Source organism: Amycolatopsis sp. NPDC043889 (assembly GCF_056435645.1).
Window position 1 is genome coordinate 1 of sequence record NZ_JBWKEC010000054.1, and the last position, 26,030, is coordinate 26,030.

Below are 26,030 nucleotides of genomic sequence, written 5' to 3' on the forward strand. Positions count from 1 at the left end.
CCCTCACGGAACTCCGCATCGAACTTCCTTCGCTTCTCAGGCACAACTCATGATCCTCTAAGTCCATGCCTCCACGGTTTGGGGGGAACCTCAGGGTCCTCGGGGTGAAGACGACATCAACGCCATGGTCGTCGCTTTTACCTGCGCCATCGCGGTGTTAGGCGGTGTGGTGCTGGCCTCCGCCGTGGGCCGGGTTCGGTTGTGTCATGACAAATCCGGGCGGCGGATGGTGCTGCGGCGAACCTGTGGAAGCCGTGTCGCTCCAGCTGCCTTCGTCGTCGCCGTTCCGGCGGCCTTGATCTCGATCAGGTCATTCGGTGCGCAGGCGAGGATGTCGCACAGCGCGGCGAACACGTCCATCGACAGCCGCTGAGGTGGTGTCGTCACGAGCCGATAGATCTGCTCGCGGGACAGCACGATTCCGCGTTCTGCCAAGGGCTTGACCAGATCTGAGGTCTGAAACATCCCGCGTTCGGCCATCCGCATACGCAGATGCCATTCGAAGGTCATCTTCTTGGTCACGGCGCCTCCCACATGAATGGCGCGAAGGCGCCGAGTGCCTGGTGCATCAACCGGTTCCGGAACTCGTCCGACACGTCGGTGTAGATCGAGGTCGTACTGGGGTACGCGTGGCCGACCTGCTCCTGAATGAACCGCGGAGGGTATCCGAACTCGACCAGGTGCGTCACATAGGAATGCCGCAAACAATGCAGATCGAGTTCCGCATCCAGGCCCGCGGCGTCACGGGCCCGCTGGAACGCCGCGTTGAGACCCCGCGGCGCCAGCCGGCTACCCCGCTCAGTGAGGAACAGCGCCTGGAGCCCGGCGGTGTTCAGCAGCGGCCGGATCTCCTCGAGCCACTCCTCGAACGGCTCGACCACCCAGTCCATCTCGGGCACGAGCAGGACAGTCCGCCGCTTCGGCGGACTGCCGCGCGAGCTCTTGCCCCAGCGAACGAACAGCGCACCGCACCGTTGAAAGTGGCGGATACGAGGATTGTGCCGTAGGTCAGGCAGATCCAGGCCCCAGGCTTCCCTGCGCCGGAGGCAGAACGCGTACACGGTCTTGAGCGCGATCGAGTCCCGCAACGCGGTGATGCCGCCCTTGCGGCCACGCGCCCGCGCCTGATCCGCTAATCCATCGGCAGCGTCGAACAACGCCTGCACCTCGTCGTAACTCAACGCGCGCCGTTCAGGGCGGCTCTCGACGTCGGCGACGTGCCGGACGCTGTTGAACTCATGCAAGACCATCATCGGCGCCGCGCCGAATCGCTGCAGGCACACATCAGGCCACTGGTATCGCGGATCGGTGACGTACTGCATGAACAAGCGCAACACGCACTCATGCGCGCGCAGCGTCGACATCCGCACCGGCCTGTCGCCGGAGCGTAGCTGCGACAGGAACGCTTCCACCTCGCCCGCTGTCCACTGCCACGGGTACTGGTTCGACACTGCGGCGAACCGCCGAACCAGGTGCAGCCGGGCATGGATGGTCCTCGGTTTCAGGAACCGGACTCGCTGCTGCCGCGCCCACCCCTCGAGCATCGCCTCGAAGACCGCCGTCTCCGGATCAAGAAACGACACGCCCTCGACAAGCATCATGCGAGCCGTCCCGGCAAGATCGTCGTCCACCACAGTATGTTGCATCAAACACAACGATGTGGCGTTGAATGGAGCGGAGTTCTACTCGTTCGAGCTAACGGTCAAAGGGTCTGTCGACCTGGGCGGTAGCGGCGTCCGCCGCTCGACGTCAGAGGCTCGACTTGACTCGCTGAGGGCGGGTTGTCAGGCTCTTGATCTGCAAAAACGCTGCACCGGCGGCCTGTTGTGATAGATGCAACTTGGCTCATTCTCGGCTTGACGGCGGGCCCTGGACGAGTCAGGATCGCTGACAGATTTCGTGCGTATGTTCGAGTGTTTGTCGCTGGCTTCCCCCCACGGCAGAGCGTGTGGTGTGGAGCTGGTGTGGCGTTCAACAATCCTGCTGTCCCGTGGCGTGAGATTCAGCGGGTCGCGTCCGGTCGTCCTCGGGTGGAGGGTGATGGGAACGATTCTCCGGCGTGGTCGCGTAAGCGGGAGGGTTATGCGGGGCTGCCGGTGGATTTGCGGGTCCGTGAGGGGGACGACGACGGGGGCGCGGTGCCGCGGGTTCCGTATGCGGAGTTGCACGCGCATTCGAACTTCAGCTTCCTCGACGGTGCCAGCCACCCGGAGGAGCTGGTCGAGGAGGCCGCTCGCCAGGGTTTGGACGCGATCTTCCTGACCGATCACGACGGCATGTACGGGGCGGTGCGGTTCAACGAGGCCGCCCGCGAGCTTGGCGTCCGCGTGGGTTTCGGGGCGGAGTTGTCGCTGGATCTGCCCGCGCCGCAGAACGGGGTCGCGGACCCGGGCGGCGCGCACCTGCTGGTACTGGCCCGCGGGCTGGAGGGGTACCGCCGCTTGTGCCGGGTGATCTCGCGGGCGCAGCTGGCCGGCGGGGAGAAGGGCCGCCCGGTCTATGACGAGACCGCGCTGGTCGACGACCTCGCGGGGCATGTGCTGGTACTGACCGGCTGCCGAAAAGGAAGGATCCGCCGCGCCCTCGCCGCGGACGACAAGGTCACGGCGATGTCGGAGCTGGTGTCCCTGGTGGACAAGTTCGGACACGACAACGTGGCGGTGGAGCTGATCGATCACAGCCTGCCCCTCGATTCGACCTTCAACGACACGTTGGCGTCGATGGCGGAGGCGGCGGGGGTGGTGACGGTGGCGACGAACAACGTCCACTACGCCCACCCCGGCCGGGGCCCACTGGGTGACGCGGTGGCCGCAGTCCGCGCCCGCCGGTCGCTGGATGACATGGAGGGCTGGCTGTCGGCGGCGCACATGGCGTTCGTGCGTTCCGGCGCCGAGCAGGCCGAGGTTTTCGCGCGGTATCCCGGCGCGGTCACCCGTGCTGCCCTGCTCGGCGTGGAGTGCGCCTTCGACCTGAGCTTGGTCGCCCCGGAGCTGCCTCCGTTCCCGGTCCCGCCGGGGCATGACGAGATGTCGTTCCTGCGGGAGCTGACCTGGGCGGGCGCGGCGAAACGCTACGGGCACCGCGACGACTACCCGAAGGCCTACGCCCAGCTCGAACACGAGCTGAACATCATCGAGAAGCTGGGGTTCCCGGGATATTTCCTGGTGGTGTGGGACATCGTCCGGTTCTGCCGCGAAGCCAACATTCTGTGCCAGGGCCGGGGATCCGCGGCGAACAGTGCGGTCTGCTACGCGCTGGAGATCTGCCACGCCGACCCCGTGAAGTGGGGCCTGTTGTTCGAGCGGTTCCTGGCGCCGGAGCGGGACGGGCCGCCGGACATCGACATCGACATCGAGTCCGACCGCCGCGAAGAAGCGATCCAGTACGTCTACGACAAACACGGCCGCTTCCATGCGGCGCAGGTGGCGAACGTGATCACCTACCGGGCGCCGTCGGCGATCCGGGACGCCGCCAAAGCCCTCGGCTACAGCCCCGGCCAGCAGGACGCCTACAGCAAGATCGTCAACCGCTGGGCCGGCGTGAAGAAAACCAGTGTCGAGGCTGCGGGGGAGATCCCCGCTGAGATCCTCGAACTCGCCGACGCCCTCGAAGACTTCCCCCGCCATCTGGGGATCCATTCGGGTGGGATGGTGATCTCGAAGGAGCCGGTGTCGGAGGTGGTGCCGGTCGAGTGGGCCCGCATGCCCGGCAGGTCGGTGTTGCAGTGGGACAAGGACGACTGCGCCGCCGTCGGGCTGGTGAAGTTCGACCTGCTCGGCCTCGGCATGCTCTCCGCGCTGCACTACATGATCGACCTCATCGCCGAACACCACGGTGAGACGGTCGACATCGGCAAGCTCGACCTCGCCGACCCGAAGGTCTACGACATGCTGTGCGCGGCGGACGCGATCGGTGTGTTCCAGGTCGAGTCCCGGGCGCAGCTGGCGACGCTGCCGAGGTTGCGGCCGCGGAAGTTCTACGACCTCGTCGTCGAAGTCGCGCTCATCCGGCCCGGCCCGATCCAAGGGGGCTCCGTCCACCCCTACATCGCCCGCCGCCGCGGCGAGGAAACCTGGAAGCACAAGCATCCTCTGCTGGCGCGGAGTCTCGATAGGACACTCGGGGTGCCGTTGTTTCAGGAGCAGGTCATGCAGATGGCCGTCGACGTCGCCTCCTTCACCCCGGCCGAGGCGGATCTGTTGCGGAGGGCGATGGGCGCGAAACGCTCCAGCGCCAAAATGCGGAAACTCGCCAAGAGGTTCTTCGACGGTGCCGCGGCGAACGGGGTCGACCGCGACACCGTCGTGTCCGTGTTCGAGCAGATCCACGCGTTCTCCGGCTACGGCTTCCCCGAAGCCCACTCCATGTCCTTCGCCCTGTTGGTCTACGTCTCCGCGCATCTCAAGTACTACTGGCCGGCGGCGTTCTGCGCGGGCCTGCTGCGGGCGCAACCGATGGGGTTCTACTCCCCGCAATCGCTGGTCGCCGACGCCCGCCGCCACAGCGTCATCGTGCGTGAGCCGGACATCAACTCAAGCCTCCCGCACGCCACCCTCGAACCTGAGCCCGAAAGCACCGGCGGCCACGCGATCCGGCTCGGCCTCGCCGCGATCAGGAACGTCGGCGACGAAGCGGCTGAAGCGATCGTCACCGAACGGCAGAACAACGGCCCCTACATCAGCGTCGGTGAGCTGACCGAACGCGTCCGGCTGAAGAAACCCGCGATCGAGGCGTTGGCCACCGCAGGTGCGTTCACCAGTCTCGGCCTGGAACGACGGCAGGCGCTCTGGGCCGCCGGTGCCGTCGCTACCACCCGACCCGAGCACCTGCCAGGTCTCGCGCCCGGCCTGGACGCCCCAGCGTTGCCGGGGATGACGCGGTTCGAGGTCACCGCCGCCGACCTATGGGCCACCGGCATCTCACCCGGCTCCCACCCCGTCGAATACCTCCGCCAGTGGCTCACCGACCACGGCGCCATCACCGCCGCCCAGCTCGGCCAGGCCGAGGACAGGGCACGGGTCTGGATCGGGGGAGCGGTCACCCACCGGCAACGCCCCGCGACCGCCGGCGGGATCACCTTCTTCAACCTCGAGGACGAGACCGGCATGGCCAACATCCTCGTCTCCCCGGGCCTGTTTCACCGGAGTAGGAAGGTGCTAGTGGCGAGCAACGCCCTGCTGTTCCGCGGAATCGCTCAAGTCACCGAAGGATCATCCACTCTCGTCGCGGATCAAGTGCGGCCGTTGGAACTCAGGGGCTTGGCGTCGAAGTCGCGTGATTTCCGGTGACTGGAGCAAACCGGGAGTGGCGGACGCTGGAGGTACCGATCCGGCCAGGCTCGGGCGCCCCGAAGCGGTGCCCGTGGGGGCATGAGTTGGCGGTCGGCGGCGTGCGGCAGGGCTGGTCGCAGGACTATCGGGCGCCGGAATGGTTGTGCGAGGCCTGCCATGCGTTGACCGGTGTCGGCGGAGTCTGGGCGGTGATCGACACCGCTGTCGAGCGGCAGGTCGTGGAAACCGGGGTGGACGAGTACGGCCTGCGCCTGGTCGTCCTGCCTCCACCGGTTTCCGCCGGGATCGGCGTCATCCAGCTTCGCTTGGGGCACAGGGTCTTCGGTGAAGTGCGCTTGTCGCTGTGTCCGGTCGACCGACGCGCGATCCTCGTCCATGTCGAGGTCGAAGAGAAGCATCGACGTCGTGGGGCTGGCCGCGTGCTGGTGAACGCCGCCATGGAGCGGGGCGCCAGGTTCGAATGGTCGATGCTGCCCATCGGGCGTGACCCGGTCACTGTCGCGTTCTGGGCCAGGGTTGGAGCGGTCGGGCCTGCGAGCCCGCACCCCTGCACGCATCAGGTCAACGCGAAGGTGGTCCCTGCCGAGTCGCGGTGGACGAAGTGGTGGTGAGCTGTTCACTCGGCTGGTGATCGCGGGCTACGGGGCAGCGTCACGCTCCCCGGAACCCGTCCGGCCGATGCCTCCATGGTGGCGTGGCGACGCCGCGGTGGACGGGCTTCCAGGACGACCAGCCCCGCTGCCGCAGGGAGAACTTCACGCCGGAGGTGACGGTGAAGTACGGGTAGGACCAGCCCCGCTCGCGCGGGGAGAACTGGACGGCATTACGCGCCAGTCGGCCCAGGAGCAGGGACCAGCCCCGCTCCTGCGGGGAGAACGCTCATGATCCAAACCACCTTCTCGCCCCGTACGGGCCAGCCCCGCTCGCGCGGGGACTACGGCTACGGCGGCCTCAACGTCGGGATGCTCCAGGGACCAGCCTCGCTCGCGCGAGGAGAACGGGTGGTGTTCGGCGGCGTAGTGCAGCACGCAGGGACCAGCCCCGCTCGCGCGGGGAGAACGGCATGGTAGATCGCAGAAGTGGCATCCCAGCGGGACCAGCCCCGCTTGCGCGGGGAGAACTTGGAGAACGCGGTGTCCGGGTTCGAGATGGTGGGACCAGCCCCGCGCGCGGGGAGAACAGCTTGACCATCCTGGCGGCGACGTCGAAGACCGGATCAGCCCCGCCTGTGCAGGGACGACTGTTCGACCACCGGCCGTGTGATCGTGTCCGTGGGACCAACCCCGCCTGCGCGGGGACAACCACCCGAAAAGCTTCACTGGTCGTCTCCCCTTGGGACCAACCCCGCTTGCGCGGGGACAACGGGCCGACGGATCCTTGTCTACCCCGATCAGGGGGACCAACCCCGCCTGCGCGGGGACAACACTAATTAACCTGGTTGTTTGAAGATCATACTGGCGAATTTCATTCAGTCTGGTCGCCGTCGCGTGGGATCACAATCCTTGATCAGGTCCGGCTTGCCTGGGCTAGTTACTTCGTCAGGAACTAGGGGCGATTTAAAGGCGAAGTTGCACGTCGAACGAGGGCGACCGAGATCGACTCAGGGCATGAGCGTTCGCAAACGTCCCAGCTAGACCGACTGAGATCGACGGGAAAGGGCTCGAACCAGTTAACCGGAGGGTTCTTGGTTCGAGTCCGAGCGGGGTCGCAAAGCCCATGCCCCCCGGCCTTGGCTCTTTGTGTTTAGGGAATCGGTCTGGCCCTTACGGGGCGGCTTGTTCCTTCTGTCGAATACCGGACCAACCCCGCTCGCGCGGGGACGACGAACCGGACAACACCCGGATCCCGCGAGCGCCCGGACTAACCCCGCTCGCGCGGGGACGACGCCGCCGAACCACGGGTTCAGCCAGTCCGGTACGGACCAACCCCGCTCGCGCGGGGACGACCACCTGGAGACCGACGACAGCAGCCCGGCCGAGGGACCAACTCCGCTCGCGCGGGGACGACGCCGCGATGGCACGCGGCGGCAAGTACGTCGACGGACCAGCCCCGCTCGCGGGGGGACGACCCGGGCCTCGCGGGCCCGTTCATCATCTACAACGGACCAACTCCGCTCGCGCGGGGACGAACCACATCGCCGAACTCGAGGCCGACAACGCGACGGGACCAACCCCGCTCGCGTGGGGATGACGGTAAGGAGAAGAAGAAATGCTCAAGCCCGAAGGGATCAACTCCGCTCGCTCGAGGACGACCGTCAGGATGATCCCGAGCGCGTCCATGATCCGGGACCAACCCCCGCTCGCGCGGGGACGACCGCTCCGCGTACGCCAACCGGAACGCCAACGGCGGACCAACCCCGCCCGCGCGGGGACGACATGCCGAGGTCGATCGCGCGGTCGATGAGGGCGGGACCAACCCCGCTCGCGCGGGGACGACGCCGTCGGCCCCGTGACGATGTCGAGAGCCACCGGCCCAACCCCGCTCGCGCGGGGACGACTGGCCGCCGAGATCAAAGACCGGTTCCTCCCGACGGACCAACCCCCGCTCGCGCAGGGACGCCGAGAACCCGAACACGGGTGAAGCCGGCCGGGTAGGACCAACCCCGCGCGGGGACGACGCGGCCGAGAGCACGCGGGTGATCGGGCCGAGCGGACCAACTCCGCTCGCGCGGGGACGACTCGGCGTCCGCCCCGCCTGACCCTCAGGCCGGAGGACCAACCCCGCTCGCGCGGGGACGACACGCTCACCATGCAGCAGAGCAACGTACTGCAAGGACCAACCCCGCTCGCGCGGGGACGACACGAACTGACCTGGTCCTTTGAAGATCATGCTGCTGGTTTTGTTCAGTTTGGTTGTCGTATGTCCTCATGCTGATCATGGCGTTGGCTCGAATCTCAGGGCATCGATTCGGCGAGTTCTCGTTTGAGGGTGTCCGCTTGTGGAGGTGGGTTCGTTGGTGTCGTCGTTTGGTGCTTTGACGGTGTTTCGTGTGGCGGGTGCGGTTCGGAGTTGGCTGGGGTTGTATGCGTGAGTGTTCCTTCTTTGCGCCATTTTCGGAGGATGCGGCGACCGTAGTTGTGGGTTCCGGCGACGCGGTCGAGTTCGGCGCGGGTGGGTGTTCTGCCTTGGGTGTGTTCGTGCTGGTAGTGGGTCCACATCAGTTGTTCGGCGGTGGGCTTGGATGGCTGGTCCGTCGGGTTTGGTGTTGTCGGCCGAGGGATGACCGGAGTTGGCGCGAGGGGTTCGGGTTCCGTGTGAATGCGGTCGGCGGGTGAGGGCGTTGGTGGTTCGGTGCGGTGGTGTTTGAGTGCTCGGTTGAGGAGTTCGACGGCCAGCAGCAGGGCAAGCGGTGGGCATGCTGTGACGGCGACTCCGAACGCGCTGGTCAAGGGTGTCGAGGCGATGTTCGCGCAGAGGGATAGCGAGATGCCGAAGATGAACGCGGACCAGGCCGGCCATCGGCTTGAGCCGTCGCGGCTCGGTTTCCAGAGTTCGACAGTGGCGGTGGTGAGGAGGCCGTCGACGATGAGGGGCCAGATGGAGGCGGTCATCGTGTCGGCGCCGAAGCGGAGGGCGAACTGGCGTCCGTGGATGTAGGAGGCGTAGGCCGCGCCGAGCGCGACCAAGGCAGTACAGCTGCATTGAATCCAGAGAGCAAGGTCTCGCCGGAAGCTGTTCATGACGAAGCTCCCCGGCGGAGCCAGTTGATCCTCAGTGTGGCGGAAAGTCGCAGCTCAGAGGGCTGCGAGGGCGCGTGGTTGCTGTCCGTACCTCGTCACCGGGTCCGAGCGCTTAGTCAGTGATCAAACTGCATTGTTTGCTTGAACGACGTACCGGGGCAACCAGGCCACCATCTACCCGTGGGGCCAACCCTGCCTGTGCGGGAACGGCTGGCCTGGCCGGGAGAGATGCCGAGGATCAGCCCCGCCCGCGCGGGGGCGACGTCGATCCGGCGCGGGCATCCTTGCTCATGGGACCAGCCCCGCCTCCGCAGGGACGATGACGCCTAGGTCACCCCGGACGCCCTCGCCGCCGGACCAGCCCCGCCTGCGCGGGGACGACGCCGTAGCGGCTGGAGATGTAGCGCAGGCCCCAGGACCAGCCCCGCCTGCGCGGGGACGACTGGTGGCGCAAGGGCCTGGAGGCCGCGCACCGGGGACCAGCCCCGCCTGTGCGGGGACGACCTGAAGTGGGACAGCAGCGCGAGCCTCGTCAGGGGACCAGCCCCGCCTGCGCGGGGACGACCCGCCGACACGATCACGCCGGTATCCGCGGCGAGGGACCAGCCCCGCTCGCGCGGGGAAGGCCAAAGCGACGACGGCCACCGCTCCATCATGTCCGGACCAGCCACGCTCGCGCGGGGAAGACCCAGCCGGGACTGCACGAATTCAACATGCGGGACGGACCAGCCCCGCTCGCGCGGGGACGACCTTGGCTGGCTGGCGCTGGCGTGGATCGAGCTCGGACCAGCCCCGCCTGCGCGGGGACGACACCGTCTTGTTGTACAGCGCGTCCTGCATCCGCGGACCAGCCCCGCTCGCGCGGGGAGGACGACGCTCAGCCGGTCTGCCGCACCCGGATCGAGGGACCAGTCCCGCTTGCGAGGGACGACCGCTACATGTGAGCTGAGTATGAACACCTCTGCGGACCAACCCCGCATGCGCGGGGACGACGTGACGAGGCTGCCGGTCAGGTAGTCCGGCTAGGGACCAGCCCCGCCTGCGCGGGGACGACCAGGTCGGGCCGTACGGGCTCATCATCGGCGCAGGACCAGCCCCGCTTGCGCGGGGACGACATCGTGTGCGACACGACCGCGACGTGCCGGACCGGACCAACCCCGCTCGCGGGGGACGACAACACGTCATACGCCGACGGGTTCCGGCCGAGCGGACCAACCCCGCTGGCGCGGGACGACAAGGACATCGACCTCATCAAGAGCGCGAACCAGGGACCAACCCCGCTCGTGCGGGGAGGGCTCCCTCGGCCTCCCCGCTGAACACAAGATGTCGGGACCTGCCCCGCCCGCCTGCGCGGGGACGGCGGCTTGGAACCGAACCGGTTCGTGGCCTTCGCCGGACCAACCCCGCTCGCGCGAGGAAGACTGAGACTTGAATTCTCACTTGCACGGACCTAGAGGACCAGCCCCGCTCGCGCGGGGACCACGGCCGGGTGAACACGACCGCGAACACGTGGTCGGGACCAACCCCGCTAGTGCGGGGACGATAGCGGTGGTAAGAACGGCTGCTTCGAATTCAACGGACCAACCCCGCTCGCGCGGGGAGAACCCGCCGCTCTCCTGGACCAAGGCGAGGAGAGTCGGGCCACCGCTGCTCGTGCGGTGAGAACGACGCCTGGCTGGAAGGCAGCACGATCAAGTGGGGACCAGCCCCACTCACGCGGAGAACTGAGACTCCGCAGTCTTCACGATTGCTCCCGCCGGTCCAGTCCCGCCTGTGCGAGGACGGCAACGCTGCTACCGCCCGAATTCTCGCCGCGTCGGGACCGACCCCGTATGCGCGGGGACGACAGTTCCGCCGACAGGTGAGTCACGTAGCCGTACGGATCAACCCCGTATGCACAGGGACGACTGAACTAGCGGGTTCAAGACCTGGGCGCCGAAGGGGCTAACCCCGCCTGCGCGAGGACGGCCTGATCCAGCCGCACGTGAAGCGGCAGGACGCAGGGCCAACCCCGCATGCGCGGGGACGACCACGTGCACGGATGAAGCACGCCGGGCACTGCGGACCAATCCCGCTCGCGCGGGGAGGACGGCATGGTGGCGCCTGTCTTCCCGAACCCATTGGGACCAGCCCCGCTCGCGCGAGGAAGACTTGCTGGTGCCGCCGACCATGACTCGCGAGCAGGGACCAGCCCCGCCTGCGCGGGGGACGACACGGGGACGACAGACGGTCGGACCTTCCCGGACCGCTCTGCAACGAACAAACCCGTCTGCGCGGGGACGATCGTGAATAGAACAACGTCCTGATCGCCGACGACGGACCAACCCTGCCTGCGCGGAATGACAAGGATATCCGCAACGAAGTCACGGACTTCGACGGACTAGCCCCGCTCGCGCAGGAAGAACGATTCGACGAAGACTTACCACGACTTTGTGCGCGGACCAGCCACGCCTGCGCAGTGACGAGATCACCGGAGACGTTGTCGTAGAAACGACGGTGGACCAACCTTGCCTGGGAGGATGACAAGGGCCGCCAGCGCAAGCGCTGCTGGACTCGGGACCAACCTTGCTGGCTCGGCTTGCTGACACGGAGACAACGTTGGAGTAGACCATTCGCAGTTCCCGATGAAGATGCCAGCCGCGCTCGCGAGAGACGACGGCATGTAATTCTGTCCCGGCCCTTGCGTCCTGCCTTGCCTTGAGGGCTATCAAACTTGACCACTGTTCTCCCTGATACCTCAGGCAATCTCAACCCATGTATGTGAACTTCCTTCAGGTTTACCTGAGTGGTAGTTAGCGGGGCTTCAAGTGAGATCGATCCTCCTTAATCTGAAGCAAGACTCAATCGAACGTGTTGAAAACGTAGCTTGCAGGTGCGCTTTGCGCGTATTTCTCTTGAGGGAGGGGTGGATTCGTGGGCGGTTCGTGGGTGGCTAAAGTGGCCAGCCTCGTCGGGGAAAAAGGCAAGAGTTGGTGTGCGAGATGGGGGAGTTGGGCGTGGCCGTGCCTGGATCGGTTGTGCCATGGGGGAAGTCTTCGGGGCGTGCTGGTTGCCATCCGCTGATTTGTCATTCGTTGGATACTGCCTCGGTTGCTCAGCGGTTGGTTGACGTCATGCTGGGCGGGGTCGTGCGAGCGCGTCTCGCCGAGATTTTTCCCGACCCTGCTCTGTCGCGATCGTGGGTGCCGCTTTTCTGCGGGCTGCATGACATCGGGAAGTACGCACCCGACTTCCAGGGGTTGGTCTACGAGCTTGCGGTGAAGCGTTTCGGGGGGCTGGCGATCGAGGATCTCGACATGGTCCGCAAGCCTGCTGGGATGGGGCGAAGGGTAGATGCGCCGCACGGGATCCTGACCGCCCTGCATGTCAGGGACATGCTGGAGTCATGGGGCGCGGCCAAGGGCGCGGCGCTGCGTGTCTCGGAGGTCTTGGGTGGACATCATGGTCATTTCCCTGCCGGTGAAGCAATTCGCCAGGCGCGTGGTGAGCGCAACGCGCATGGCGGAGAGAGATGGGCGGCGTGGCGTACGGCGCTGGTTCTTGACGTGGTCAGGCTCCGAGGCGTGTCGGAGCCCAGTCTTGTTGAATGGCGGGATCTGCGGCTGTCGCTACCTGCGGCGATCGGGCTGGCGGCGCTGACGACCGTGAGCGACTGGGTGGCCTCGGATACCAGCAACTTCCGGGCCCTGGAGCCAGGCGTCGACCTGGACGCATATGTGAAGTCTTGCGACGCGAAGGCTGACGAAGCGGTCGTGCGGTTGGGGATATCGCCGTGGTCGCCACCGGTGCAGACGGACTTCGAGACGTTGTTCCGGCGTACCCCTCGGCCTGTTCAACAGGTTGTCGAGCTGGTGACTTCAGATTTGACGGAGCCGGTTCTGCTGGTGGTCGAGGCGCCGACGGGAGAGGGGAAGTCGAAGGCGGCGCTACAGGCTGCGACGTCGATGGTGCGTCAACTTAGGATGGCGGGCTTCTACGACGCGATGCCGACTCAGGCGACCAGCAATCAGATGCTGCTGGAGATCCAGTCCATGCTGCACGAGCTGGGCGACGAGACGCCGGTGAATCTGGTGCATGCCGGCGCGAAGCCGACGGAAGTCGGCAGGGATGAGGGCGACGATGACGTTGCGGCGCAATCGTGGTTTACGCGGAAGAGGAGTCTGTTGGCACCGCTTGGTTGCGGGACGATCGATCAAGCACTGAAGGCCGCGATCCGGTCCGGTCACGTGTTCGTTCGTCTTGCCGCGTTGTCGAACAAGGTGGTCGTGTTCGATGAGGTGCACGCGTATGACGTCTACATGTCGACGTTGCTGGAGCGGCTGCTGATGTGGCTGGGCGCGCTCGGCACCCCTGTCATCCTGCTGTCGGCGACGCTCCCGGCCGGGCGAAGGCAGGCACTGATCGCGGCTTGGCAGGCTGGCCGCCGCGGATGCCCACCGCAGCAGATTCCCGAGGTGCTCTCGACGGTGTCCTACCCGCGCGTCACGGTCGCCACGGCAACCCGTGCTACCGAGCATCCTGCGGAGGTCTCCGACCTGAACAAGGACCGCCGGATTCACCTGAGCCGTATCGGCAACGAGGAGATCGTGGACTGGCTTCTTGAGGAGGCGAGCCAGGACCGTTGTGTCGCGGTGATCCACAATCTCGTGAAGCAGCGGGCGGTGAAAACCTACGACTCTTTGAAGAAGCGGATCGATCAACTTCCGGAAGTCGAGCGGCCGCTGCTCATCGCGATCAATGGCCCATTGCCAGCAGGGCAGCGCCGTGACGTCGAGCAGCAGCTAAGGGAGCTTTTCGGCGAGGACGGGGTGCGGCCGCGGCGGGCGATCGTGGTCGGTACGCAGGTGCTGGAGCAGAGTCTCGACCTCGATTTCGACACCATGCTCACGGATCTTGCTCCGATCGATGCGCTGATTCAGCGGGCTGGCCGGATCCACCGGCATCGACGTGACCAGTCGCGCGGGCAGCTCCGCTTGGTCATCACCGGGGTCACTGACAGCCAGGAGGGGCCGCGGTTTCCGCCCTATCTGCGGAACGTGTACGCGCCGATCGTGTTGATGCGCACGTGGGCTCTGCTTCGTGACCGGCCGTATATCGACTCGCCCACTGAGGTGTCGCATCTCGTCGACCGAGTTTATGGGGGCGACGTCGAGTGCCCGCGAGGTTGGGAAAGTGCGTGGAGCGAGGAAGGAGAACGTCTTCGTGCCGTGCGCGCCGAAGATGAGTTGGCCGCCAGCACTTCATACCTCCCCATGCCGCACGCGGTCGAGGATCTCGCCGAGCTTACCGAACGGCCGAGAAGTACCAGACAGACACGAAAGCCGTCGGGGAGACGTCGATGACACGCGATGAGGTTTACGGCGAGCGGTCGGTCCGCGTGGTGCTGTTCCGCCGTGATTCGGCTGGCGTCGTACATCCAATGTGGAGTGATGGATCAGACGAGCTGTTGGATTCCGCTGCTGTTCTGGTCGCTCCGGAAAACGTTCCCCCACAGGTGGTGCACGCCTTACTGGAGCGTGAAGTGTCGTCCGAGTTCGCAGCTGATCCGTGGCTCAACCAGCATCGCGCGCTGGTCTTCGACAACAACAGGTGCGAGGTCGGCGAATTCACGTTGGCCTACCACGATCAGTTCGGCGTCTACGCGATCGAGGAGACATGACGACCCCATTCGACCTCAGCGTCGAACCATGGATTTCTGTGGTTCGCCTCGATGGCACGCGCGAGGACGTGAGCTTGCGTGATGTGCTGCTGCAAGCGCACGAGATCCGCAGGATCGTGGGAGAGACACCGCCGATGACCGCCGCGCTGTACAGGCTGGTCTTGGCGCTGCTGCACAGAGTTTACGGGCCGGCTCGCCGCGACGACTGGGGTGAGTTGTGGTCGGCCAAGGCGTTCGACGAGGCCCCACTTGATCGCTATCTCAAGGCGCATGAGTTCGATCTGTTCCATCCCGAGGTGCCGTTCCTGCAATGCCCGGCACTTCCGGGAGCGAAGAGCAGTACCGTCGCGAAGCTGATCCCGCACAAGTCCGTCGGGAACAACGCGACGTTGTTCGACCACACCGTCGTGTCGGATCGCGTGGAGGTGTCACCGGCCGCAGCTGCGCGATGGCTGGTGACAGCTCAGGCTTTCGACCCGGGTGGTATGAAGACGCCGTATGAGAAGGTCAAGTCCTCGGAACGTGCGCCGTGCAGCAGCTTGGGGATTGTGGTCGTCGAGGGACGGACGCTGAAGGAAACCCTCCTGTTGAACGCGCTCACCTACGATCAAGAGGCCGACAAGCCTTCGGGGACCACCCTGAAGGATGCTCCGGCCTGGGAACAAGAAGTGCCTCCACCCACTCCGGGAAGTCGTTCCTTCCTGGGGTGGACTGACCTCCTGACGTGGCCGGCTCGGCGTATCAGGCTGTTTCCTGAGTCGGTCGGTGACGAGCAGGTCGTTGCCCACGCGGTCATGACTCCCGGTGTGCGTCTCAAGGGCAAGCCGCTTGACCAGGAGATTATGACCGCGTTCCGCGCTCCCACTGCCGCGAACGGAAGGGTCAAAGCCGGTACCGAGATGCTCCCGATCCGGCTGTATCCCGTTCGCGGGGTCTGGAGGCACAGTGTCGAACTGCTGCTGCACGATCCGTGGGAGGAAGAGCGGACACGACAGCGGCCCCGTGCCCTGAAACAGATCGCCGCGCTCACCGAAGCCGGCTACATCCCGGACGACACTGTCTACACGTTGCGTGTGTTCGGGCAGAAGCTCGATAAAAACGCGTCCGTTGTGGAGGGGTATCTCGAGGAGGAGGTTCCCGCGCCGGTCGCGTTGATCCGTGCGACCGACGATGCACTGGCCGGGCTGATCGGTACCGCTATCGAACTCGCCGACGAAGCCGGAGCGGCGCTGCGCGGGATGCAGCGTGAGTACCACAAGGCCATGCGGGCCGAGCCGGACGTCACCCTCGACCTTGCCTACTGGCCGGCGCTGGCCCGGCCGTCCGAGGTGTTCCTGCGTGCGGTCAACACCGCCCGGCTGCGGGCCACGTCGGAACGGAGCGCCGTCACGGCTTGGCGACGAACGGTCCTGCGGATCGCCGAGGACGCCGCGGAGACGTGGACAGCCGGCGTCGCGGCGTCCGATCGAAACCTCAGCATGCTCGGCAAACAGCACGCGGTGTTCCGGAACCGGCTGTCCAAGATCGCCCGCATCTTCGACGCCCGAGCCGCCAAGTACCTCACGAAAGATGAGACCGAGTGACCACATCCGTCGCTGAACGACGAGACACCTTCGTCAAGGCCCTCTACTCACTGCATGCCGGAGCCAGTTCCGGCATCCCGAAACGGCAATCCGAGTGCCGCCAGGCGCTCGCCCGGCTGCGCCGTAGCTTGACGGGCCCGCGGCAGCAGACCGCCGCATACGAGATCGTGTTCCGGCACGATCCACCCGAGTCCGAGCAGGAAGTCTGGCTCCTGGTCGCGGGCCTGTTCGCTACCCATCCGCAGCCTGCGAGGCGCGGTCACCGCTCTCTGGGCTCCTCGATGCGGGCACTGCGGGAGAAGCGCGGTGACGCCGCGGCCCGCCGCTTCGAGCAACTACTCGGCCGGGAACGCGACGTCCTACCGCATCATCTGCGCCAGATCGTCCGTCTGCTGGCCAGTGACGACATCCCCGTCAACTATTCCTCGCTCCTCGACGACCTCGTCGTCCTGATGGGAGACGGCTACCGCGATAACCGGGCCCACCGGATCCGGCTGCGCTGGGCCCGCGACTTCCACAGCCCTGACTACACAGCCACCACGGCTTCGACCGACGACACAACAACCTCTTTGCCTGCATCGGCCTGACCCTTTCGGAGACCTTCGTGATCATCGAGCTTCATCTGCTGCAGTCCTTCCCGGTGAGCAACCTCAACCGCGACGACGTCGGCCAGCCCAAGACCGCGACCTTCGGGGGAAGCACCCGTGGCCGTATTTCCAGCCAGTGCCTGAAGCGGTCCGCGCGCCAGCTGTTCACCGAGCACGGTCTCGACGAAGCAGAGACCGGTGTCCGCACCAAACGTCTCCGCAACGATGCGGCCGATCTCCTTGTAGAACGCGGCCGGGACGCGGAGACCTCGCCCGGTGTCGTCACCGCCGGGCTTGAGCAACTCGGCTTCGGTGTGGACCAGGCCAAGGGACTGACCGAGTACCTGCTGTTCGTCGGCCGGACCGCGATCACCCACCTCGCCGACTACTGCGACGCGAACTGGGACACGCTCCTGGCCGCATCCGCGGGGAAGAACGGGAAGAAGCCGGCGAAGGCCAAGCCCAGCAAGGAAGCCGCAGCCGAGGCCAAGCGCATGCTCGACGCCACCCGGGTCGCCGATGTGGCGTTGTTCGGGCGGATGATCGCCGACAACAAGGACTTCAACGTCGACGCTGCCTCCCAGGTCGCGCACGCCCTGTCCACCCACTCGGTGGCCACGGAATTCGACTTCTACACCGCGGTCGACGACCTCAAACCGGAAGCGGAGTCCGGTGCCGACATGATCGGCACTGTCGACTTCAACTCCGCCTGCTACTACCGCTACGCCAACCTCGACCTCGACCGGCTCCGGTCCAACCTCGCTGGCGACGACCAGCTGGCCAACCGTGCCGCGGCCGCGTGGCTGGGCGCGTTCATCCACGCCGTCCCCAGCGGCAAACAGAACTCGATGGCCGCGCGCACCATGCCCAGCACCCTCCTCGGCGTCGTCCGGGACACCGGCGCTTGGAACCTCGCCAACGCCTTCCTCAAGCCTGTCACCGACGCCGACCTCATGGCCGGGTCCACCGCCCGGCTCACCACACACTTCCAGCAGCTGCGCGGTTTCTACGGCGACAGCGGTATCCGCGTCGCCGTCGCCGCCTCCGTGACCGGCGACATCACCCACACCGACGACATCGACACCGCCGCGAGCATTGATCAGTTCACCAGCGGTGTCCTGACCGCGGCCGGTGCGGCGACCGCATGACCGCCACCCTGGCGTTGTGCTTCGACGCTCCCATGCAGTCCTGGGGCACCCGTTCCCGGGGCATCATTCGCGACACCGCCCGCGAACCCACGAAATCCGGTGTGGTCGGGCTCTTGGCCGCCGCCAGGGGGGTGGAGCGCGACGACGAGGACACGATCGCGGAACTGGCTGCCTTGCGCCTCGGTGTCCGTGTCGACCGCGAAGGACTCCTCGAACGGGACTACCAGACCGCGCAGAACGTCCCCACCACCCACGGATCCGGGCATCGCACCGTCGTCAGCGAGCGCTACTACCTCGCCGACGCACTCTTCCTCGTGCTTCTGGAGGGGTCCGAGACTCGGCTCGCGCAGCTTCGGGACGCGATCAACACGCCGAGGTGGCCGTTGTGCTTCGGCCGGCGTGCCTTCGTCCCGGCTCGGCCACTCGTCTGCTGCCTCCGCAACGAGCCCCTCGACCACGTTATCCGGACTCACCCCTGGCTCGAGCACCCCGAACGCGTCCACGAACCGGACTTCGAAGTAGACCTGCGGACCATGCTCGACGGCCCGGTAGACGCCGTCGGCGCCGAACTTCGGCACGACGTCCCGATCTCCTTCGCCCACGACGACCGCCGCTTCGCCACACGCACCGTCGTCACCGGCGACACACCACTCACCCCCGACATGATCACCACAGGAGTGCCCTCGTGTTCCTGAGCAAACTGACCGTCGACATCCGTTCACGCACCTTCCGCCGCGATTACGCCAACGTCCACGACATGCACCGCACCCTCATGTCCGTCTACCCCGACATCCCGTCCACCAACGACAAACGCCAAGGCCACGGTGTTCTCTGGCGGCTCGACAGCAACCGCGGCGGCTTCACCCAATACGTCCAGAGCCACACCGAACCCGACTGGGCCAAACTCCCCGCCGGACACCTCACCGCCCAACCCGAGGTTCGCCCGCTCAAACCGGTTCTCGACGCTCTCACGCCAGGCCGCACACTCGCCTTCCGGCTCGTCGCCAATCCCACCAGGTTCGAGGGCAAAACCCGCAAACGCATCCCGCTGCGCCAACCCGCCGACCAGCTCAGCTGGCTCATCCGAAAAGGCGCGCAGCACGGCTTCGTCATCCCCGCCGCGGCTGACGGCCAGCCCGACCTCGCGACGACACCGATGGCGACTATCGCCGGACGAAAGGCGGAGACCGGGAAGATCACCGTCGAATCTGTCCGGTACGACGGCCACCTCGTCATCACCGACCCTGCCGCCTTCAGCGACGCACTTGTCACCGGTATCGGGCGCGCCAAGGCCTACGGATGCGGACTCCTCAGCCTCGCGCCCGCACGGAGGTAGCAGACAAAAGCGCTCCCGTGTAGACAGTGACATCCTGTTCGGCTACCCAACCCCGCTGACGCGAGGACGACTACAAGTGGGCGATCAACGACACGGGCTGGGCAGGGCCAACCCCGCGCTCGGTGAACTGAGCTGCGACCAACGGTTTTAGCCACGTTGGTCCGAACTCATTGGTGCGGGGAAGGTCGTAGGATACCCATGACCACCAGGCATAAGCGGATCAGTTCCCCTTTGAAGGAACCACACTTTCGCCGTGCTGGCCTGATGGCCGCTGCGGGCCCGCCCCATCGGTGCGGGCCGCAGTGCGCGGCGGCCATGATCGTTTACGCGTCTGGGGCCACCCCTCTCTCGTGGGACTACCGCAACATCGGTCATCTCGGCGCGGCCGGGCCAGGATCAGCCCCGCCTGCGCAGGGATGACTCCGCCGAGGTCGCCGACGAGGAAGGGGCGAACGGACCAACCCCGCATACGCGGGGACGACGCGGCGCTGCTCTAGAAGAACCGGGACTTGTGCGAACCAACCCCGCATGCGCGGGGAGAACGCACTGCCGTTTTCGATGTTGCGGAGTTAGCCCGGACCAGCCCCGCTCGCGCGGGGAGAACTTCTCGACCTGGGCTCCGCTTGCACGGGGACGACTCGACCAGCGCACCGCACGCACCGGCGTAGTCGGGACCAACCCCGCTCGCGCGGGGACGGTCGCGGGCAGCTTGCCATCCCGATGGCGCGCGAGGGACCAGTCCCGCCTGCACGGGGACGACACCGAGAAGGTAGCCAAATGCGCGAACGCGCAGGGACCCACCACGCCTGCGTGAGGACGACCGATCCGCCGTTTCGTTGTCGAGACGAGCAGGGACGAACCCCGCATGCGCGGGGACGAGTCGTACGGCAAACTCGACATGCCCGAACTCCTGGGACCAGCCCCACATGCGCGGGGACGACAGGTTCAGCCGCGACGGCCGCCGCCGCAGCTCGGGACCAACCCCGCATGCGCGGGACGACAATCTGACCAGCGCGAACGACATCAGTATTGGCGGAGCAGTCCCGCGTATGCGGGGACGACACGAGGGCAGTCGGCTGATGCATTGGCACATGAGGAGCAGCCCCGCTTGCGCGGGGACGACTTCGGCATGACTATGGGGTCGCCGTCTCCGATGGGAGCAGTCCCGCTTGGGCGGGGAGAACGACGCGATCAAGGAGCGGCTCGACGTCGAGGGCGGACCAGCCCTGCTCGCGCGGGGAGAACCCTGAGGTGATCGCTGAACAGGATGGCCGAACCGGACCAGCCCCGCTCGCTCGGGAGAGCCGTAGTCACCACTAGGGCCTTTCGGCTAGCCCGGGACCAGCCCTGCTCGCGCGGGGGAGAACTTCGGGATGTTCGACAAGGTCGAGCTCCGGGACGGGCCAGCCCCGCTCGCGCGGGGAGAACTCTGCCTGCGCGGGGACGATCGCGAGCTGCTCGGCGGCGGCTCAGTGCTGAGGCCAACCCCGCCTGCGCGGAGACGACACGGTCAAGGGCGACCAGCCCGACGTCGACAACGGACCAACCCCGCCTGCGCGAGGACGACTCCCGGACGCGACGAGCGCCGTTGTTGGCGTTGGGACTAGCCCCGCCTGCGCGGGGACGACAAACCGAGCCGAAGCCGGGGGACCGAAAGGCGACGTGCTCCCCGCAGGCGCGGGGATGATCCGAAGGCAGGCACTGTCCGTCGCGCTTTGGTTGGGTGCCCTCCGCATGCGCGGGGACAACAACGCCGCTTGATCTGCCGGTGGCCTAGGTTCCGGACCAGCTCCGCTTGCGCGGGGACGACACTCGAAACTCGATGTGGCCGAAGGCGTCGGGGGAACAACCCCGCCCGCGCGGGGACGACTGGGCGCTGCGCGTCCTGGGCCCGACCCCGCCTGCGCGGGGATGGCTCAACGCACTGCCGGGCGGTAGCCCGGAGGACTGGACGAACCCCGCTCGCACGGGGAGGACCCGGCATGGTGAGACCAGGCGTCCGGGTCCTGTGGCCCAGTCCCGCTTGCATGGGGGAGAACGAGCCGCTCGTTCCCGTTGACCACCACGAATGGGGACCAGCCCCGCTCGCACGGGGAGGACGCCGCGAGCTGCAAGCGGACGCCGGAAGCGAACGGACCAGCCCCGTTTACGCGGGGACGACGCGCACTTGCCCGGCAGCGCCAAGAAGAACGAGGGACCAACCCCACGTGTGCGGGGAGGACGTACAGCGTCGGCACGACAGACGCGTTGATCGAGGGACCAACCCCACGTGCACGGGGAAGACCCGACCTGGGCCGGATTTCCACGCCACGGCGCCGGACCAACCCCGCATGCGCGGGGAAGACACATTCGGCGGAAGCGCGTTGGACACGTAGATGGGACCAGCCCCGCTTGCGCGGGGAAGACCGGAGCTCGTCGAGGTGGAGTTCGGGCGCGAGTGGACCAGCCCCGCTTGCGCGGGGACGACCCCGCGTGGCGGATCCCAGTGGAGTTCTTCGACGGACCAACCCCGCCTGCGCGGGGACGACTACGGCAACGACGCCAAGATTACCTTTGACGCCGGACCGACCTCGCCTACGCGGGGACGACCAACCGCTACCGCCGAAGAGTCTCACGGTGATCGGACCAACCCGCATGTTCGGGACGACGCTTGCGCCTGCCCGGGCAGATAATGACCCCGCCTGCTCCAGGATGACCGCGCTCGTCCTGGAGCTACATGCCGTGTGCGGAGGGTTATTCTCGCTCGTGTGGGGAGGACCAGCCGCGGTCGCCTGTGGTGGGCATGCCTGAGGACCAGCCCCGCTCGCGCGGGGACGACGTCCGCTGCTCGGGCGAGCGGCTCGGGCTCTGGGGACCAACCCCGCTTGCGCGGAGACGACACTCGGCTGTTGTGGCGAAGCTAGTGGCGATGCGGGCCAAACCCGCATGCGTGGGGACGACAACAGCGGCATCCGCGCGGTCTGGCCCAGCATGGGACCAACCCCGCATGAGCGGGGAGGACGTCGCGGGAGACGCTGGCGCCGCCGGAGCGAAGGGACCAGCCCCGCTCGCGTGGGGAGGGCACTGTGGCGTTCGCCGGGTCTTCGGGGATGACGGGACCAGCCCCGTATGCGCGGGGACGACGACGCGGTCGACCTCCTCAGTGGACCGCGCACGGGACCAACCCCGCTCGTGCGGGGACAACACGCCGGCACTCGGGTTCCTGGTGATCGTAAGGGGACCAATCCTGCCTGCGCGGGGACGACGCGGCTTGCAGCACGCGCGGCTGCCGGTCGACCGGACCAGCCCCGCCTGCGCGAGGACGACCAGGTGTGGGGCGAGAACGGCATGGAAATGCTCGGACCAACCCCGCTCGCGCGGGGACGACACTAACTGACCTGGTCCTTTGAAGATCATACTGCTGGGTCGCGGTGGTGAGGAGGCCGTCGACGATGAGCGGCCAGATCGAGGCGGTCATCGTGTCCGCGCCGAACCGGAGCGCGAACTGGTGTCCGTGGATGTAAGAGGCGTAGGCCGCCGAGGGCGACGAAGGCCGTGCAACCGCATTGAATCCAGAGGGAGAGGTCTCGTCGAAAGGTGTTCATGACGCGTCTCCACCGCGGTCTCGGCGGAGCCGGTTGAGCCTCAGCGTGGCGGAAAGTCGCAGCTCAGAGGGCCGCGAGGACGCGTGGTTCCTGTCTGTACCTCGTCGCGCAGGGAGGACATCTGCTTGTCCGGTCGGTAACGGATGGCGCCGGGACCAGCCCCGCCTACGCGGGGACGACGCCCATGGGCACTACCTTCGAGTGCCGGGTCAGCGGATCAATCCCACTCGCGCGTGAGGTCCAAGACGGGAGCGGCACGCATGAACACGGCCAGGGACCAGCCCGGGAGGGCGAGTCTTCTGCCTCGATGCCAAGGAATTCGTCGGGACCAGCCCCGCTGGCGCGGGGACGATGCGACGAACGGCCGCATCACGACCGGTTGGCCCGGACCAGCCACAGCCCCGGCCTGCGCGGGGACGATCCACATGCCAGATAGCCAGCAGCGTCCACGTAGGGACCAGCCCCGCCTGCGCGGGGACGACGAAGGGGTCTGCGCGCAGACCGACCCTGAATCGGGGCCAACCCCGGTTGCGCAGGGACGGGCGTCGGCCTCATGGCTGCGGACATCTGGTGACTGGGATCAACCCCGCTTGCGCGGGGAGGTCCATTATCCACCCGCATCCGGCTGCCCCAGTCGCGATCAGCCCCACTCGCGCAGGGACCGCAAGATCGCGCCAGTCCAGGGAGGAGCAGCCAGCCTGTGCTCGGACGACGTGGAGATCGCCACCCGCACCCGCATGACCACTGGACCAACCCTGCCTGTGCGGGGACGACTATGAGGCTCCGCGGGGTTCGTAGGAGGCCACGGGACCAACCCGCTCGCGCGGGGGAGAACGAGACGGGGAAACGATGATACCGGCAAACGAACGAATCAGCCTCGCCTGCGCGAGGACAACGGCGGCCGCGGAGCCGACTGAGCTGATGAACTCGGACCAGCTCCGCCTGCTTGGGGCGACCTGCTCGCCTTTCTCGTTGAGGAGGCACATCGCGGACCAGTCCCGTCTGTGCGGGACGACCACGGCTTTGCCGCGCTCCAGCCGCTGGGATCAGGACCAGCCCCGCTCGGGCGGGGGCCATTTTTGGACGGATCAGCCCCGCCCGCGCTGGGACGACATCACGCAGTCGATGGTGTGCACCGAGGCGCTGGGACCAGCCCCGCTTGCGCGGGGAGGCCGTGGGTCGATGTTCGCTGGACCGGCCCACTTCGGACCAGCCCCGGCTTGGGCGGGGACGACATCTGTTGGTGGCCAGTTTGAACTCCCCGCTGGCGGCCGGTTAGCGGGGAGTTATCTGGCCGCGCGTCCGGTTACGTAGCGTGGCTCTCGACAGACGTAGCTGTAGCCCGTGGAGAGCTGCCGCCCGTTGGCTGGAGTGGCTTCGATCTGTTGTTTGCCAGACCGAGGGACCACCATGCCGCCAGTCGTGGGACCACCGACACCAGCGCAGAAGTGGAACGGGTTATTACGCGGTTCGTTCGGCCGCCGCCGCGTTCCTGAACGACCGCTCGGCGGCATGACAGGACGATTCGGTGACTGCTGCGGCCGTACGTCGTCCTCCGGAACTAGGGTGCGCCTGGCCGGGTGACCGGGGAAGATCGTCGCGTGAGACTGACGGACGAGGTTGCCGATCTGCGCGAGCGTTTCGAGGCAAGACTGAGCGGGCTCCGGGGCCGCCGGCTCTTGGCGGTGGACTACTGGGATGTCCACAACTTCGCCTCCGAACCCGCGCGATGGGACTATGGAAACTGGCATCACGCTGTCATGGGCGTCGGACTCGGCACTGACGCGGGGCCGGCGACGATCACCTGGACTGACACCTTCTACAGCTACGGGGTCGAAGTCCTCGACGGCCGGATCGAAGACCACCTCAGTTCGGGCGACGAGGGCCCGGAGCGCATCGGGCCCGACGTCGGTTCCAAGAGCCCGTGGGATCGATACCTGCGGACACCGATTCGCGAGACCGCCGCTCATTGGGACCGACTGGAACTGGGGCCGAGCCGGCGAGCCGATGGCACTATCGTCGAGCCCGTGCGCACTGTGGACGTGCCGATGGCTGTGCGTCTCGACTTCGCCGCGGGAGCGGTGTGGTTTGTCGCTGCCATGCCGGAGCCGCCGGAGTGGCAGCGTGTGTTCGTTGGAGGTGACGAGATCATGGTCGTCTTCTCGCCCGAGCAAATGCGCGACATGGGCTTCGGCGACACCGCGTTCCGTCAATAGTTCAGGTGGACCTGAACAGCGACTACGGCTGGGGCGTGACCTTTCCGGCCAAAACGACTCGTTACGAGTGGTCATGAACATGCATCCTTGTCGCGTGTCCGATGATCGATCCGAAGAGACAGGCATGTCAAGCCGGCCCAGGCGCTCCGGCGTGCGTGGGCCGGGCGCGGGCGAGGAGTCGATCGGCCAGCGAACGGCCTGGTTCCAGACCTACGCAAGACAGAGGAATGTGTTCGCCCCACCCGGCGGTGGGCCATACAGCTGCCCCTGCTGCGGCCACACAACCCTCGGTGAACGAGGCGGATACGAAATCTGCGAAGAATGCGACTGGGAAGATGACGGGCAGGACGACCACGACAGCACCACTGTCCGCGGCGGGCCGAACGGGCGACTCAGCCTTGACGCCGCACGAACCCGATACGTCGCTAACGGCGGCGTGAGGCGAGCTCACGTGCCGCCCAACCAACCTACCTGACCCAGGTGCCGCTGAGCGTCATGCAAATGCGATGACGACGTTCACGGAGGCGGTCGTACGCTCATCGACAGAAGAGGGCGTTCGCGACAGGAGAAGACTGACGCGCAGGCACCGTTATCGAGAACGTGTTCTTACAACGACGCCGAGCCGCAAGGTGGTCCTATCGCTGGCGACACGGTGGTCCCACGACCTTGGCAACTGACGGATCCTGTGTCACCGCGCCGCGCCGTTCAAAGCGCCGTGCTGGCGGTCGAGACGCGATCGACCTTGCGGCATGACCAGCACGGCCGCGCTGGCCGACGAACCTGGTGCGATCACTGACCGTACAACTGGCCGCAGCGGGGAATCGAACTGGCCGTCCGTGGGTGGCCGTCCACGGGGAATTCCCACTGGCCGCTGACAGACATCCCGGAAGACCTCGCAAAGTCAGCAGTGGACAGAACGACCCTGCTCGCGCGGGACGACACTTCC

The 26,030-nt window shown here is 66.7% G+C and carries 15 protein-coding genes and 1 pseudogene; 12 read left to right on the forward strand and 4 right to left on the reverse strand.

The genetic code is table 11. From position 1 onward, the window contains the following. Positions 1-204 precede the first annotated feature (204 nt). Together AC0685_RS42220 and AC0685_RS42225 are read right to left on the reverse strand one after the other, a co-directional pair. Positions 205-522: a helix-turn-helix domain-containing protein gene (locus AC0685_RS42220; RefSeq protein WP_478230651.1), complete on the reverse strand. Its 318-nt coding sequence runs from the start codon at positions 520-522 to the stop codon at positions 205-207. Continuing rightward, on the reverse strand, positions 519-1,631 hold the full coding sequence (locus AC0685_RS42225; RefSeq protein WP_478230652.1) for a tyrosine-type recombinase/integrase: 1,113 nt from the start codon (positions 1,629-1,631) through the stop codon (positions 519-521). The genes AC0685_RS42220 and AC0685_RS42225 overlap by 4 nt, the downstream gene beginning before the upstream one ends. 333 nt (positions 1,632-1,964) lie before the next feature. Between AC0685_RS42225 and AC0685_RS42230 the strand changes: the two genes are divergently transcribed. From AC0685_RS42230 to AC0685_RS42240, 3 genes are all read left to right on the forward strand, one after another. Continuing rightward, positions 1,965-5,288, forward strand: coding sequence for an error-prone DNA polymerase (locus AC0685_RS42230; protein ID WP_478230653.1), 3,324 nt, complete (start codon positions 1,965-1,967; stop codon positions 5,286-5,288). Further along, entirely contained in the window at positions 5,285-5,902 is a 618-nt protein-coding gene (locus tag AC0685_RS42235; RefSeq protein WP_478230654.1) for a hypothetical protein, read from the forward strand. The genes AC0685_RS42230 and AC0685_RS42235 overlap by 4 nt, the downstream gene beginning before the upstream one ends. A gap of 270 nt (positions 5,903-6,172) precedes the next feature. After that, positions 6,173-6,361: a hypothetical protein gene (locus AC0685_RS42240; protein WP_478230655.1), complete on the forward strand. Its 189-nt coding sequence runs from the start codon at positions 6,173-6,175 to the stop codon at positions 6,359-6,361. A 1,824-nt stretch (positions 6,362-8,185) separates the two neighbouring features. Here the strand turns inward: AC0685_RS42240 and AC0685_RS42245 are convergent. Next, positions 8,186-8,971, reverse strand: a complete 786-nt coding sequence (locus AC0685_RS42245; RefSeq protein ID WP_478230656.1) for a DUF2637 domain-containing protein — start codon at positions 8,969-8,971, stop codon at positions 8,186-8,188. 2,981 nt (positions 8,972-11,952) lie between these two features. Between AC0685_RS42245 and cas3 the strand changes: the two genes are divergently transcribed. Genes cas3 through cas6e form a run of 7 tightly spaced genes read left to right on the forward strand, consistent with a single transcriptional unit; the run spans position 11,953 to position 19,284 of the window. Further along, positions 11,953-14,313 carry a CRISPR-associated helicase Cas3' gene (gene cas3 / locus AC0685_RS42250; RefSeq protein WP_478230657.1) on the forward strand — a complete coding sequence of 787 codons (2,361 nt, stop codon included), beginning with the start codon at positions 11,953-11,955 and terminating at the stop codon, positions 14,311-14,313. Next, positions 14,310-14,630, forward strand: coding sequence for a hypothetical protein (locus tag AC0685_RS42255; protein ID WP_478230658.1), 321 nt, complete (start codon positions 14,310-14,312; stop codon positions 14,628-14,630). Before cas3 ends, AC0685_RS42255 begins: the two co-directional genes overlap by 4 nt. Beyond that, complete coding sequence (gene casA, locus AC0685_RS42260; RefSeq protein WP_478230659.1) at positions 14,627-16,213, forward strand: type I-E CRISPR-associated protein Cse1/CasA; 1,587 nt, start codon at positions 14,627-14,629, stop codon at positions 16,211-16,213. Before AC0685_RS42255 ends, casA begins: the two co-directional genes overlap by 4 nt. Continuing rightward, positions 16,210-16,800: a type I-E CRISPR-associated protein Cse2/CasB gene (gene casB / locus AC0685_RS42265; protein ID WP_478230660.1), complete on the forward strand. Its 591-nt coding sequence runs from the start codon at positions 16,210-16,212 to the stop codon at positions 16,798-16,800. Before casA ends, casB begins: the two co-directional genes overlap by 4 nt. A 17-nt stretch (positions 16,801-16,817) precedes the next feature. Further along, positions 16,818-17,948, forward strand: coding sequence for a type I-E CRISPR-associated protein Cas7/Cse4/CasC (gene cas7e, locus AC0685_RS42270; protein ID WP_478230661.1), 1,131 nt, complete (start codon positions 16,818-16,820; stop codon positions 17,946-17,948). Then, complete coding sequence (cas5e, locus tag AC0685_RS42275; protein WP_478230662.1) at positions 17,945-18,643, forward strand: type I-E CRISPR-associated protein Cas5/CasD; 699 nt, start codon at positions 17,945-17,947, stop codon at positions 18,641-18,643. The genes cas7e and cas5e overlap by 4 nt, the downstream gene beginning before the upstream one ends. Beyond that, positions 18,634-19,284: a type I-E CRISPR-associated protein Cas6/Cse3/CasE gene (cas6e, locus tag AC0685_RS42280; protein WP_478230663.1), complete on the forward strand. Its 651-nt coding sequence runs from the start codon at positions 18,634-18,636 to the stop codon at positions 19,282-19,284. Before cas5e ends, cas6e begins: the two co-directional genes overlap by 10 nt. Before the next feature lie 3,403 nt (positions 19,285-22,687). On the opposite strand, the pseudogene AC0685_RS42285 reads toward cas6e, so the two are convergent. Further along, positions 22,688-22,868: pseudogene (locus AC0685_RS42285) on the reverse strand (DUF2637 domain-containing protein); the annotation flags it as partial. A gap of 1,601 nt (positions 22,869-24,469) precedes the next feature. Between AC0685_RS42285 and AC0685_RS42290 the strand changes: the two are divergent. Then, positions 24,470-25,084, forward strand: coding sequence for a hypothetical protein (locus AC0685_RS42290; RefSeq protein WP_478230664.1), 615 nt, complete (start codon positions 24,470-24,472; stop codon positions 25,082-25,084). A 124-nt stretch (positions 25,085-25,208) separates the two neighbouring features. Further along, complete coding sequence (locus AC0685_RS42295; protein WP_478230670.1) at positions 25,209-25,559, forward strand: CPCC family cysteine-rich protein; 351 nt, start codon at positions 25,209-25,211, stop codon at positions 25,557-25,559. Positions 25,560-26,030 lie beyond the last annotated feature (471 nt).